This window comes from Candidatus Desulfosporosinus nitrosoreducens (genome assembly GCF_030954495.1).
Lineage (GTDB): Bacteria > Bacillota > Desulfitobacteriia > Desulfitobacteriales > Desulfitobacteriaceae > Desulfosporosinus > Desulfosporosinus nitrosoreducens.
On record NZ_JAVHUW010000006.1, the window covers coordinates 1 to 13,113 of the forward strand.

11 protein-coding genes are annotated in these 13,113 nt (G+C 47.4%); 9 read left to right on the plus strand and 2 right to left on the minus strand.

Translation table 11 applies throughout. From position 1 onward, the window contains the following. Nucleotides 1-242: 242 nt before the first annotated feature. Nucleotides 243-881 (minus strand): DUF4004 family protein, encoded by a 639-nt coding sequence (locus REC12_RS00200; RefSeq protein ID WP_308891421.1) that lies wholly within the window; start codon nucleotides 879-881, stop codon nucleotides 243-245. A gap of 368 nt (nucleotides 882-1,249) precedes the next feature. After that, nucleotides 1,250-2,311, minus strand: coding sequence for a cytochrome c3 family protein (locus tag REC12_RS00205; protein ID WP_308891423.1), 1,062 nt, complete (start codon nucleotides 2,309-2,311; stop codon nucleotides 1,250-1,252). A gap of 180 nt (nucleotides 2,312-2,491) precedes the next feature. Between REC12_RS00205 and REC12_RS00210 the strand changes: the two genes are divergently transcribed. The 9 genes from REC12_RS00210 to REC12_RS00250 all read left to right on the plus strand — a co-directional run bounded on the left by REC12_RS00210 (nucleotide 2,492) and on the right by REC12_RS00250 (nucleotide 13,038). Next, complete coding sequence (locus tag REC12_RS00210; protein ID WP_308891424.1) at nucleotides 2,492-3,004, plus strand: cytochrome c3 family protein; 513 nt, start codon at nucleotides 2,492-2,494, stop codon at nucleotides 3,002-3,004. Between the two features lie 357 nt (nucleotides 3,005-3,361). After that, nucleotides 3,362-4,606, plus strand: coding sequence for a lysine 2,3-aminomutase (gene kamA / locus REC12_RS00215; protein ID WP_308891426.1), 1,245 nt, complete (start codon nucleotides 3,362-3,364; stop codon nucleotides 4,604-4,606). A 30-nt stretch (nucleotides 4,607-4,636) separates the two neighbouring features. Then, on the plus strand, nucleotides 4,637-5,674 hold the full coding sequence (gene kdd, locus REC12_RS00220; protein WP_308891428.1) for an L-erythro-3,5-diaminohexanoate dehydrogenase: 1,038 nt from the start codon (nucleotides 4,637-4,639) through the stop codon (nucleotides 5,672-5,674). Continuing rightward, nucleotides 5,655-6,758, plus strand: a complete 1,104-nt coding sequence (locus tag REC12_RS00225) for a hypothetical protein (RefSeq protein ID WP_308891430.1) — start codon at nucleotides 5,655-5,657, stop codon at nucleotides 6,756-6,758. Before kdd ends, REC12_RS00225 begins: the two co-directional genes overlap by 20 nt. A gap of 17 nt (nucleotides 6,759-6,775) precedes the next feature. Continuing rightward, entirely contained in the window at nucleotides 6,776-8,413 is a 1,638-nt protein-coding gene (gene kamD / locus REC12_RS00230) for a lysine 5,6-aminomutase subunit alpha (protein WP_308891432.1), read from the plus strand. Further along, on the plus strand, nucleotides 8,391-9,158 hold the full coding sequence (gene kamE / locus REC12_RS00235; protein WP_308891434.1) for a lysine 5,6-aminomutase subunit beta: 768 nt from the start codon (nucleotides 8,391-8,393) through the stop codon (nucleotides 9,156-9,158). The genes kamD and kamE overlap by 23 nt, the downstream gene beginning before the upstream one ends. Before the next feature lie 128 nt (nucleotides 9,159-9,286). Then, entirely contained in the window at nucleotides 9,287-9,712 is a 426-nt protein-coding gene (gene kal, locus REC12_RS00240) for a 3-aminobutyryl-CoA ammonia lyase (RefSeq protein WP_308891436.1), read from the plus strand. Nucleotides 9,713-9,728: 16 nt separating this feature from the next. Further along, entirely contained in the window at nucleotides 9,729-10,553 is an 825-nt protein-coding gene (kce, locus tag REC12_RS00245; RefSeq protein ID WP_308891439.1) for a 3-keto-5-aminohexanoate cleavage enzyme, read from the plus strand. 259 nt (nucleotides 10,554-10,812) lie between these two features. After that, nucleotides 10,813-13,038: an acetyl-CoA hydrolase/transferase C-terminal domain-containing protein gene (locus REC12_RS00250; protein WP_308891440.1), complete on the plus strand. Its 2,226-nt coding sequence runs from the start codon at nucleotides 10,813-10,815 to the stop codon at nucleotides 13,036-13,038. Nucleotides 13,039-13,113: the final 75 nt, after the last annotated feature.

Below are 13,113 nucleotides of genomic sequence, written 5' to 3' on the forward strand. Positions count from 1 at the left end.
TCCTAGATTTGAATTGCTTTTTCAACGGTCAAACTTTTAGCCGCTGACTAATCCGCTCTAAGACTCCCGCTTCGGCAAGCGGTGAGTTAAGAGCGGCTAAGTCCCTGGATAAGTGCGACTAAGATTCAGATGGAGTTAAAAACCCCACCGGAATCAAGTCTACTTTATCAGCGAAAAGATGATGTCTGCTCAATCACTTTGCCATAACATCCCGGTCCGATTCCTATTTACAGTTTCCGCATTTACCCCTCCTCTAAGGCCTTATTCAATTCCAAATGCAGATCCTTAGCCAACTCATCCAAATCATAGACTTGCAATTCTTCCGTTCGGTGATCAAGATAAAGCGCAGCCTCTTGCTGCAATAAAAGACAAAATTTCTGCTCCTCCCGCTGGCAAAGGGTAAAGCGATATAAAGTATTTTTAAGATTGGGCAACCACTTGGCAATACTTCTTACTATATCCTCAAGCTCTTGTTCGCTTAAAAGATATTTAGAACACAGATCACCAACAATATCCATCAGCAATAATTCACGAAAAGCGAATTGATTCTTTCCCAGAACCCGTCCGAATAGTTCAACGGCCCCTTTGTTTAACCTTGAGAGCTTTAAAAGCTCCGAGCTTGTAAACGTTTTGGTAGCGGATTCCGGCGAAAGTAAATCCGCAAGTTCTTCCAGTGAATATTGATCCTTAAGATTCAGAATCATCTCAACCCTTTTAAGAATCTTTTCCTTGGGAAAAAACGTTTCTTGTCCGGTAAAAGAGGCTTGTTTAATAAACCAGGCCTCAGGAATTAAATTCTGGCGCTTCCATCGGTACAACTGACCATAAGAAATTCCCGTTAAAATAAGCAGTTCTTTTTTGGATAACAGCTCTTCTTTCATCAAATTCACTCCCGCTAGATTAGACGAAACAATGTTTTGTTCCGTTTCTTAATGTAACATAATATTGTTACGATAGCAAGCTGAAATTTAACCTCTCCCTTACCGCAATCCTTTGTAAAAACCAGGCCTCAAGCCAACAAAACACAAGTATCCTCAGTCCACTTTGTCTGTGAAAGGCGGATACTTGTGTTTTGTTGGCTTAAAGAAAACTTGGCTGGCGCCAAGCCTCCGGCGCAGGCGGCTGCCTAGTTGCCCTTATGCAGAAGGAAAGTATACAACCGAAGGTTATACTTTCTGAATGTACAAAGGGAACCGAGGCCTAACCCTTCTGGGTCAGGCCTCGGTTATCTCACTAATTTAAAGCAATCTTACTTAGCCAGATCGGGCAACGCTTTTTTAATCATGTCAAGCACGGTAGGATCGGTAATTTCCACATTCTTTGTCGTTGTATTAACTTTTGTGGCGGACTCCGGAACAGCAGTGAAGCTGTGATCGGCGGTCGTGTGACCGTGAGGATCAGATTTGTTCTTCCACATGATGGTATTTACATCATAATTCTTTCCTGCATGGCAAGTAGCACAAATATCGTTTGGATTATCTTTCTTAAGCAACTGGCCGCTGGCATTCGGATCGTGCGGGCTATGGCACGTCAAGCAACCGTTAATCATGCCTGTGGTATTGTGCTTGCTGAAAGTATAGTCACGTGTACCGTAGTGATTCGTGGTAATGATTGCACCTGTTGTGGAATCTTTCGTTGGATCACTTTGATGACATTTCAGGCAAGTTTCAGACGTCGGCATTACCATGGTGGCTTTTCTCTGATCGTCTGTAGTTGCCGCAACATGCGCGCTTCCCGGACCATGACACGCTTCGCAGGTAATTGTCAAGTCCGGCGTACCGGATTTACCCATTCCGGGGCTGTGACAATCAAGACACGTATAATCCCCCGCAGACCAATTCTGAGTACCTGTAACCAAACCAGGGTTATCAATCTTATACGTTCCGTCAGAGTTCTTGATCAAATGCCCTACTCTATAATACTGCTTGGCAAAACCGGCTGTTTGGGGAATCTGGGCCACAACATAGGTATCCATTTGCACACCAAGCGCTTTGCTTAAATCTACAGTTGTCGATTTGGCATTATTGGCAGCGCCATCATAAACAGTCACCGTGCCATAGGTCTTGTCAAGTTTGTAATCAGACAATGGTTTAAACGACTGAACATGGTGAGTTTTGTCAAAGTTGTCCTTTTTATGACAGGATTGACAGGTTTGCTCCCCGACATAGGTGGGATTATTGTTCGCAGTCTGAGTCACGTTTGTCGTCGGGGTTTGTTGAGTTGGCGTTTGGTTTTGTGTATTGCAGGCCGCAACGAGAGTGATAATGACTAAGGTCATGATGCATAGAACAAAAATTTTAAGCCGACGCACTAAAATTACCTCCTTCACTGGTTCCTTAAACATCCATAGTTTGCCGAAAAATACTTCTTTTATACCATACAAGAAGTATGTTTCAGAACAGATTATTACATATTTTTGCGAACTAAATGTAACACTAAGAACTGGATAACGAGAGGAATCGACAAAACATTCTAAAAGGGGATGATAAATATGGCACCGAACGAAGGGCGGCCTGCCAAAGCCAGTAAGGCCCAGAGAACCGTGCTTATTGGCTTAATTGTAATTGTCGTGCTCATAGTTGCAGCGTATGCCGGAATGCATTACACTTCCCGTCCGCAATTCTGTACCTCTTGCCATGAGATCGCACCTCAAGTCGCTTCTTGGCAAACAGGACCTCATAAAGATGTGGAATGCTTAAGTTGTCACGCTGCCCCAGGAAACCTAGGCTACATAGTACGTAAGGTAAGCAGTTATAAAGAGTTGTACCTCCATTTTACCAACCAAGTTCCCGCGAAACTTGAATGGACGCCACATATAGATGCCTGTCTGTATTGTCACAGTGGAAAAGACAGCGCCTATCCTAACGCTAAGAACATTACTCTCGCTCCCGGCTCTGCCCCCAATGCTCCGCCTATTAGCCACCAGCCTATGATTTCCGGCAACGTAAGCTGCATATCCTGTCACGGCAATGTCGGCCACTCATCCTCTACCGCTTCGCAATGAACAGCCGGTTTTAAGTAATCTAAGCCAGGCCCAAACTTACCGGGGCGTAATCTATACGGGGAAAACTATTTTTAAAAATTTTTCTCAGAGACTCTGCATTAAGAGTCTCTTTTCTTTTGAGCGGCTTCATCCGCTCAGGCGCTTTTCTTTTCAAGATTATCAGCTGCTGATGGAGATTGGCGAGGGGCATATTCAAATTTCTCAGAATATACTTCTAACGACGAATATTTTAACCCCCTATTCAGGGCTTGCACATCACGTCAGGGCAAGAAGATAAATTCCAAATAAAGCTCAAGGTGGAAGCAGAAAGCAGGACTAACCTAATTGGCAATTATTTAACACTGAGGAGGTTAGATTATGTCTTTACGTCAAGACCTCTCAATCTGGGCAAAGGTCACCGAACATGAATGGAATGATTGGGGCTGGCAAATTTCTCAAAGAATTACTACGGTTGAAGCCTTAAAAAAGGTTATCCCTCTCACAGACGCGGAAGAGACAGGCATCGCCCATTGTCTGCAAACCCTGCGCATGGCCATCACACCGTATTATGCCGCGCTTATGGACCCTGATGATCCCAAGTGCCCAATACGTCAGCAAGCCATTCCCACCTCTTCAGAACTTCATGTCGGACAGTTTGATCTTTATGACCCACTGCATGAAGACACGGATTCGCCTGTGCCCGGATTAACCCACCGCTATCCGGACCGCGTTCTCCTGCTCGTAACGGATCAATGTTCTATGTACTGCCGCCACTGTACCCGGCGCAGAATGGCAGGCCAGACGGACCGGCCTCTTCCCGAGGAACATTTCAACCTGGCCCTGCAGTACATACGCTCTACCCCGCAAGTCCGGGATGTCTTAATTTCCGGCGGTGATCCCTTTACCTTATCTGATGACCGTCTGGAATACATTCTCTCTGGTTTGCGTGCCATTCCGCATGTAGAGATTATTCGCATCGGAACCAGAACGCCTGTTGTACTGCCTATGCGCATCACGGACAACCTTGTCCGGATGTTGCGCAAATACCATCCTCTTTGGGTCAACACCCATTTCAACCACCCTAAAGAAATGACCCCTCAGGCCCAAGCCGCTTTGGCGCGTTTAGCGGACTGCGGAATCCCTCTGGGAAACCAATCCGTTCTTCTTCACGGCATCAATGATTGCCCTAAATTAATGAAAAAGCTTGTCCATGAATTAGTCAAAAATAGAGTTCGTCCTTACTACATTTATCAATGTGATCTTTCCAAAGGGATTGAACATTTTCGAACATCAGTTTCCAAAGGAATTGAAATCGTGGAAAACCTGCGCGGACATACAAGCGGCTATGCCGTGCCCACCTATGTCATTGATGCTCCGGGAGGAGGAGGCAAGATTCCGGTCAGTCCGCAATATCTTATATCTATGGGACCCAATAAAGTCATACTTCGCAACTACGAGGGGGTTATTACCGTGTATGATGAGCCGAATCGTCTGCAGGAACCCTGCCAGTGTGAATATTGCCGGCAAAGTGATCTCCCTCTAGGTGTACTGAGCTTATTGAATCACCAGACAATTTCCCTGGAACCGGCAAACCTCGACCGGCGTCACCGTCATGCCAAATAATTAAATTCTCAGTTGAAAGGAGTTTTGCAGATGACCTTGGGCTGTCCTTACGGAACCCACCGCGTCCTTGAGCCTCAAGGGGTGTTGCCCCAACCCGCCCTGCGTTTGGATAATAATTTTTCAGTTCTCTATGACAACGAAATACTTATCGAAGTCCGGGTTCTCAATATTGATTCCGCCTCTTTTACCCAAATCAAGCATCAAGCTAAGGGAAATTCAGCGGCCATTGCCGATATCCTCAAGGAAACGGTCTCCCGGCGAGGCAAACAGCATAATCCTGTGACAGGTTCCGGAGGAATGCTGGTCGGTAAAGTAAAAGCCATCGGCAAGGCGCTGGAACAGCGTTCCCTCCGCGTCGGAGACGACATCGCCACTTTAGTATCCTTATCCCTCACTCCCCTTCGTATCGATGAGATCATCTCAGTCCATACGGAAACCGACCAAGTGGAAATCCGGGGGGAAGCGGTTTTATTTGAGAGCGGCATCTATGCCCAGCTTCCCGCCGACCTCCCTCAGAAGCTGGCCCTTGCCGTTCTGGACGTGGCGGGCGCCCCGGCGCAAACAGCCAAAATTGTTAAACCGGGAGACACAGTCCTTGTCATTGGGGGAGGAGGAAAATCCGGACTTCTATGCCTGCACGAGGCCTGCAAACGAGCGGGAATCACCGGCAAAGTAATTGGACTGAGTCATTCCGCCGCCGGGCTGGAACGGATGAAAAAATCAGGGCTTCCTGTCCTTGCGCTTCAAGGAGATGCCCGCGATGCTCTTTGGCTATTGCGCCAAATCGAACGTCTGACGAAGGGAAAACTGGCAGATTTGACGATAAATGCGGTCAACATCCCTCAGACCGAACTGGGGAGCATTCTGGCTACTAAAAACGGAGGGACCGTTTACTTTTTCAGTATGGCCACGTCATTTACGGCTGCAGCCTTAGGAGCTGAAGGAATAGGCAAAGATATAACTATGCTGATTGGCAATGGCTACACCCAGGGACACGCAGAAATCGCCTTGGAGATTTTACGCGAAAATCTTCGGCTGCGTGAACTTTATGCCAGCACTTATGCTTAAAACCGGAGCTTGGGAATATCAATTATTACCCAGAATTTCTCAACTGTCCGCGCTTATTTTTGCAGGCCTCAGCAAAAACGCCGGCAAAACGACCGCCTTTAACGCCTTGAATGCCCTATTTCCGGGCCAACCCCTCGGACTGACCTCAATCGGCCATGACGGAGAAGCTTTCGACGCTATTGACAATCACCCTAAACCCCCTATTCCTGTTTTTCCCGGGCAACTGGTTCTCACTGCGGAACGTTTTCTTCCTGAAAACGAAGCAGGCTACAATCTGCTTGAAAAATGGGGAAATCACCCTCAGTACGGCCCTTGGCTTATTCTGAGGGTAACCGCTCCCGGCAATCTTCGTCTGGCAGGACCTTCAACTCTTTCCGAGCTCCGGCTGGGAGTCTCGAACCTGCGCCACTGCGGAGCAACGAGAATTCATATTGATGGTGCCTTAAATCGGCTCTCCCACATCTGCTTATTTTCTTCGCCAGCTCTAAGCTCAAAAAAAGAAAGAGCTGAATTTGAATTTCAAGATACGGGAATCATTCTCAGTTTAGGAGCCGCTTGGGGAGATACCTGGCCTCTTTTAGTCGAACAATCCCTCCATATCTTGGAGCTCTTTAAGCTTCCAACCTTTACATCCCAAAGGAATTCCGCAAATGCCAAGCTAAAGGCTGACATTCCTTTACAGCACAACGCTTATCTGCAACAAGATACCTGGACCTGTTTGCCCGCCCCTCTCTGGCACCAGGAGTTGCTTATTCCTCCCCACACTGAGGTGATTTATCTTAAAGGAGCCTTCACAGATGCTTTTTACCTAACACTCCGTGCGCAAAAACGTTTGCCGCAAAAGTTTGTCGTGCGCAGCCCCGCTCAGATTTTGCTTTCTCTCAATACCTGGCAGATTCTTAAGTCCGGCGGCATTGCCGTACAGCTGCTGGAACGGCCTAAGCTCGCACTGATCACCCTCTGCCCCTGGCATCCACGAAATCCGGTCTCCACATGCCGGCTCGCCGAAGCACTCCTTCCTTATTCCCAAGTCCCTCTGGTGGATGTTCAAAGCCGGCAGGTCTGGCTGCCCGCAAAATGTTGAACAGGAGGTGATATTTAATGACTCGTCCTTACACTCCAACCAAGCTTCAGCTTGACCCTCAGCTTATTCGGAAAGCCCGGGAACTTGCTCAGAAAATAGTAAGCCAAATCGCACCGCTGCTTCTCTCCCACACCACGGTCAGCGTCGAACGTGCAGTGCTTCGCCTGTTAGGTATTCAAGGGACTAATCCGGACGGAATTCCTCTGCCCAATGTGGTTGTTGACCACTGCCAGGACCTTGGCCTTTTAGCAGAAGGAGTCGCTCGCCTGCTGGCCAAAGCCTGCCTGCATTACGAACTGCAGCCTCAACCCCTTGCCGAACACCTGGCTAACGGTGAGCTCTCCTTGGCAAATCTGCCGGCCTTTCCTGAAGATCAAATCCTTAAAACGGCTTTCACTCTGGCCTTACCTGCCGTGCAGCAAATTGCCCGGCAGCGCAAAAACCGGGAAGAGCGGCTCGCCTGCCGGCCTGAAACTCCCGAGCCGTATCTCTACGTCATCGTAGCCACGGGCAATATTTATGAAGATGTCCTTCAAGCCCGGGTTGCCGCCCGTCAAGGGGCGGACATCATTGCCGTCATTCGTTCGACAGGACAAAGCCTTCTTGATTATGTACCTTACGGACCCACTACGGAAGGGTTTGGAGGAACCTTTGCCACCCAGGAAAATTTTCGGATTATGCGCCAGGCGCTTGATGAAGTGGGCCTGGAGCTTGGCCGCTACCTTCAGCTTACAAACTACTGCTCAGGACTCTGTATGCCGGAAATTGCCGCGATGGGGGCCATGGAGCGGCTTGATGTCATGCTTAACGATTCTATGTACGGAATCATCTTTCGCGATATAAACATGCAGCGCACCTTTATCGATCAATATTTTTCCCGCTTGATCAACGGCTTTGCCGGCATCATTATCAACACAGGCGAAGACAATTATCTGACGACGGCCGACGCCTTGGAGAACGCGCATACAGTCCTGGCCTCTGATTTCCTGAACGAGCAATTTGCTTTCTTATCCGGGATTCCCGAGGAACAACAAGGCTTGGGGCATGCTATGGAAATCAACCCGGAAGTGCCGGATGCTTTCCTATATGAAATAGCCCAAGCCCAACTGATCCGGGAGGTTTTCCCCTGTTCCCCCATCAAATACATGCCTCCCACGAAATATATGACCGGCAACATTTTTCGCGGACATGTCCAGGATACTCTTTTCAATGTTGCCTCAGTATTAACGGGCCAGAGCATTCACCTGCTGGGAATGCCCTCTGAAGCCATCCATACTCCTCTTATGCAGGATCGTTTTCTTAGTCTCGAATCAGCTAAGCTCGTCTTCCAAACCATTGGGCGTCTCCAAGATGACATCCTGTTCGCGGCAGGCGGCCTAGTTCAGCAGCGGGCGCGGGAAACTTTGCAAAAAGCCGTGAACATGCTTGAAGAAATTCAGAAGATCGGTTTATTTTCTGCTTTGGAATTGGGAATGTTTGCGGATATTTCCCGCAAACCAACAGAAGGGCGGGGACTGAACGGAGTTATTGCTAAACACCCCCGGTATCTCAATCCGTTTCTTACTCTATTTCAAAACGAAAACAAAGCAATTCCCTTGGCAGCGGCATTTAGGGAACCATCTCAGAAGGGGAGTGGTCTTTTTGACAGTCGTTGATTTGAGTAAGGTTCGCCCCTATGGAGATACCCTCAATGATGGAATTGTTCAGTTGTCCTTAACCCTGCCCGTCCCCTTCGGTGAGGAGGCGCGGGAGGCAGCCCGGCGTTGGGCTTTAGACAGCGGCTTTCAGGACCCCAAGATCGTCCACGCCCAAAATCTCGGAGAGAACTTCAGCTTCTTTGTGCTTTACGCCTGCTCTCCAGTCAGCGTGAACTTCAAGGATATCAAGGTTCCTAAGCTTTCTCACGAACGCCTGGAAAAACCGGAAATAGAAAGGCGCATCCATAAGCTGCTTGGCCGCCGGATAATTGTCGTCGGTGCCTGCATCGAAAGTGACGCCCATACTGTCGGGATTGACGCCATCATGAATATGAAAGGGTATAACGGCCATAAAGGGTTAGAGAGCTATCAGGAGATTCAAGCCGTCAATCTGGGGGCCCAGGTATCCTGTGAAGAGCTTTTGGCCAAAGCTCTGGAGCTCTCAGCCGATGCTCTCTTAATCTCCCAAATTGTCACCCAAAAATCTCTCCATCTCCAAAACCTTACTCGAATGGTTGAAATCCTTGAGCTTGAAGGGCTGCGGGAACGTTTTCTGCTCATTGCCGGCGGACCGAGAATCACTTACGAATTAGCTAAAGAGTTAGGCTATGACGCCGGCTTCGGTCCCGGCACTTATGCCGAAGACGTGGCCGGCTTTATTCTTGAGCAACTATTAGCTCAAGGAAAAACTTCCATTAGATAGAAACTCACTGGCCAAGTCAGGCAGGCAAAAGAGCAGTTTAAAAGATCCTGCGAAAATTCCCAAGCAGCCAGAACTGACCCCTCAGACGGGACATGCACCAAAAACAGAGGAAAAGGAGGGCAATCACAATGTATGTAAGTAAAATCCGACTGCGCATTAGTTCCGGCGATGCCCATTACGGCGGGGGCTTAGTGGATGGGGCGCATATGCTGAAACTCTTTGGCGACGTAGCTACAGAATTGCTTATCTACAGCGACGGGGATGAAGGTTTGTTTGTAGCCTATGATATGATCGAGTTTTCAGCCCCGGTTTTTGCCGGGGATTACATTGAAGCTACGGGCGTTATCACTCACTACGGCCATACTTCCCGTAAAATGCAGTTTGAGGCCAAAAAGGTTATTTCACCCCTGCAGGGAAGCGATTCCACAGCCGGAATTCTCACCGAACCTATTCTTGTTTGCCGGGCCAGCGGCACCTGCATGGTACCCAGAGAGAAACAACGCTTTAATCCCCCCAGAGGTTCCGGCTTAAATACTCCTGATCTTAAAACTTAAGCGGAGGTGCCTTTCTATGGAGAAACTGATTATTACTGCCGCCCTCGTGGGGGCGGAAGTCACACGCCAGCAAACCCCTTTCCTGCCCTATTCTCCCCGGGAAATCGCCGCTGAAGCTAAACGGGTATGGGATGCGGGAGCTTCGATCGTTCATTTGCATATGCGCGATGCTTCAGGAAACCCTTCGTCCGACAAAACACTTTTTGCTGAAACAATCTCCTATATCCGGTCTGAAACCGATCTTATCATCCAGGTATCAACCGGCGGAGCCCTTGGAATGACGGCATCGCAACGCATTCAGCCCGTCACCTTAGCCCCTGAAATGGCTTCTGTGAGTACCGGCAGCGTAAACTTTGGCAAAGACGTCTTCAGCAACCCCCTGCCAATGGTCCGTGAATTCGTCAGAATCTGTAATCGTCATCATGTGAAACCGGAAATCGAAGTCTTTGACAGCAGCATGGTAGAAAACGCCCTGCTGCTTACGCAGGAAGGTCTTCTGCGGCCCCCTCTTCACTTCAATTTTGTCTTGGGAGTACCCGGCGGGATGGCAGCCACAGCGAGAAACCTTCTTTTCTTACTTCAATTAATCCCACAAGCTTCAACTTGGACGATATCCGGTATTGGCAGGCATCAACTTACGATGAACGCTCTTGGTATTCTTCTGGCAGGTCACGTACGCACCGGGTTGGAAGATAATATTTTTTGGCGCAAAGGAGAACTTGCTAAAGGAAACGCTCCTTTCGTGGAACGCTTAGTCCAGCTTGCCGGGAGTTTAGACCGACCGGTCGCCGCCCCCCATGAGGCCCGGGAAATACTCAAACTTGACGATTTTGCCTCTTAGGTATGCTTGCTTTTCTCTTGGCCATAATTCTTTTGAATAGACAGAATAAACTTCATAAATTTAATTAATGTGAGTTATCAAAATTGATTAATTAATTTTGATAACTCATTTTATTATGAACTAAAATATGTTAAAATTTCTTTGAATGAATGATCATTCAAAAAGTTCATACACTTTTACATTTTAGTCTATTCAGGCAACGGAACGTTATAGGCAGGCTCTTTATTGCCAAAAATTATTGGATTGGTAGGCGACTATAATGCAGGAAAACTCCGGAATGATCTATGATGATGTTAAAAAGTGTGTCGATGATGTCATTAATTATGTAGGAAAAGACATTGTTTTCTCTATGACCCTCGCTTTGGGGAAACCCATTCTCTTTATTAATGAACTATATAGAAGAGCCAAAGAAGACCCGGAAATCAAGTTGAAAATTCTAACAGCACTTCCCCTGGAAAAGCCCAGAGGAAGTACGGAATTGGAAAAAAGATATCTGCAGCCCTTGGTTGACAGGGTTTTTGCGGGCGTGCCGGATATTGATTATATGCTGGATTTTCGGGAAAAGAAACTCCCCCCCAATGTTGAGGCTTATGAATTTTTCAGTAAAGCCGGCGGCTACTTGAATGATCCCGTTGCTCAGCAAAACCACATGGCCACTCACTATACCCACGCTTGCCGTGATGCTATCAACTTTGGGGTTAACGTTTTCGGGCAACTGATCGGCTACCGCGATATTGACGGCAAAAGGATGTACTCTATGGGATGCAACACAGACATTTGCCTGGAAGCCATTCGCTCTTTCAAAGAACAAAGGGCCAAAGGAGAAAAGGTCGTCCTTATCGGAGAAGCCAATAAGAATATGCCCTTTATGTACGGAGATGCTGTTATCGAAGGAAACAGCTACGACATTATTCTTCAAGGGCCCCAGTTTGATTATGAACTTTTTGCCCCTCCCAAAGACCCTGTCTCCTTATCCGATCATATGATCGGAATTAATGTCAGCACCTTAATTAAAGACGGCGGCACAATCCAAGTGGGAATTGGCGCCCTTGGGGACGCTATTGTCTCCGGACTTATTTTACGCAATGAACATAATGACTTGTATCAGGAGATCCTCGCTAAATCCGGAATTCTGAAACGTTATGAAAAGCTTATTCAAAATTGGGGAGGCACGGGGGTCTTTGAAAAAGGGCTCTATGGCTCATCGGAAATGTTCGTTGACGCTTTTATGCAAATGTACAAAAGCAAAATTCTCAAACGCCAAGTTTTTGACAATATCCCGATTATGAAATTAATCAATGCCGGAAAACTCTCAGCCGACAGCATTCCTTCGGACATTATGGAGCAATTAATTGAACTAAAAGCGGTTCATTCGCTATTAGATGAAGACGACTTTAAATTCTTGACTAAATTCGGAATTTTAAAAAAAGGTCTTGCCTTCGAAAATAGTGTGATCAGAGACGGCGAAGTCTGCTATTCGGCAGACTTGACGGCAGAAGAAAATCGTTTAAGGATAAGAGAATTACTTGGCAAGAAACTGCTGGGAGGGCAGGTCATCTTAGGGGCTTTCTTTGTTGGTCCCAAAGCCTTCTATAAAGCTTTAAATGAGATGAGCGAGGAGGAAAGACAGCTTTTCGGCATGTCCGGCGTGGATAAGGTCAATCAACTTTACGGCGGAGAAGAATTGAGAAGCCTGCAAAGAAAAGACGCCCGCTTTGTCAATACCGGAATGATTGCCAGCTTGCTTGGAGCCATCGCTTCGGATCAACTCCAAGACGGTCGTGTCGTCAGCGGAATCGGGGGACAGTATAACTTTGTGGCTATGGGGCATGCCCTGCCCGATGCCCGGGTCATTATGATGATTAAAAGCACAAAGGGTTCGGGAAAAACTCTCAAGTCAAACATTGTCTTTAGCTACGGTCACTGTTCTATTCCTAAACACCTGAAAGACATTATTGTCACCGAGTATGGGATCGCAGATGTCCGCGGTAAACCGGAAAAAAAGGTGATTGCCGAGCTTATTAACATCGCAGACTCCAGGTTCCAGGCACAATTATTAAACCAGGCAAAAAAAGCGGGAAAAATCCCTCTCGACTACGAAATTCCGGAAGAATATAGACACAACACTCCTTCTGAAATAACCTCTCTGCTTAAGCCTTATCAGGCCTACGGTGTCTTTAAAAGCTTCCCCTTTGGCACGGACTTGACAGAAGATGACGTGGCTTTAGGAGGATCTTTGAAAGCCTTAAAAAGTTTAGCAAAGGGACACCGGTTTAAAATGGCCAAAGGGCTCTTTTTAGAATTCTTCAGGCCGATTCCCAAATCAACTTACAGTCACATGAAACGCATGAAATTGGCTGATCCTTCATCAATCCAGGAAAGAATCCTGAGAAAAGTGGTCGTCTTTGCTCTGAGGAATAGCATCCCGAACCTTGACCAGCTTCCCGGTTACCCAATGGACAATACAAAACATCTTCACGCCTGAAGCAGGCCTGAATTAAAACCTTATCAATCACGACCACCGCTTGGCCTTATTCAGTTCCGGGAAATATGCAAAGAA

Coding starts and splice junctions, on each gene's coding strand:
- kal (WP_308891436.1), top strand. CDS start 9,287: ATGTATGTAAGTAAAATCCGACTGCGCATTAGTTCCGGCGATGCCCAT.
- REC12_RS00210 (WP_308891424.1), top strand. CDS start 2,492: ATGGCACCGAACGAAGGGCGGCCTGCCAAAGCCAGTAAGGCCCAGAGA.
- kdd (WP_308891428.1), top strand. CDS start 4,637: ATGACCTTGGGCTGTCCTTACGGAACCCACCGCGTCCTTGAGCCTCAA.
- kce (WP_308891439.1), top strand. CDS start 9,729: ATGGAGAAACTGATTATTACTGCCGCCCTCGTGGGGGCGGAAGTCACA.
- REC12_RS00225 (WP_308891430.1), top strand. CDS start 5,655: ATGCCAGCACTTATGCTTAAAACCGGAGCTTGGGAATATCAATTATTA.
- REC12_RS00250 (WP_308891440.1), top strand. CDS start 10,813: ATGCAGGAAAACTCCGGAATGATCTATGATGATGTTAAAAAGTGTGTC.
- REC12_RS00200 (WP_308891421.1), bottom strand. CDS start 881: ATGAAAGAAGAGCTGTTATCCAAAAAAGAACTGCTTATTTTAACGGGA.
- kamD (WP_308891432.1), top strand. CDS start 6,776: ATGACTCGTCCTTACACTCCAACCAAGCTTCAGCTTGACCCTCAGCTT.
- kamA (WP_308891426.1), top strand. CDS start 3,362: ATGTCTTTACGTCAAGACCTCTCAATCTGGGCAAAGGTCACCGAACAT.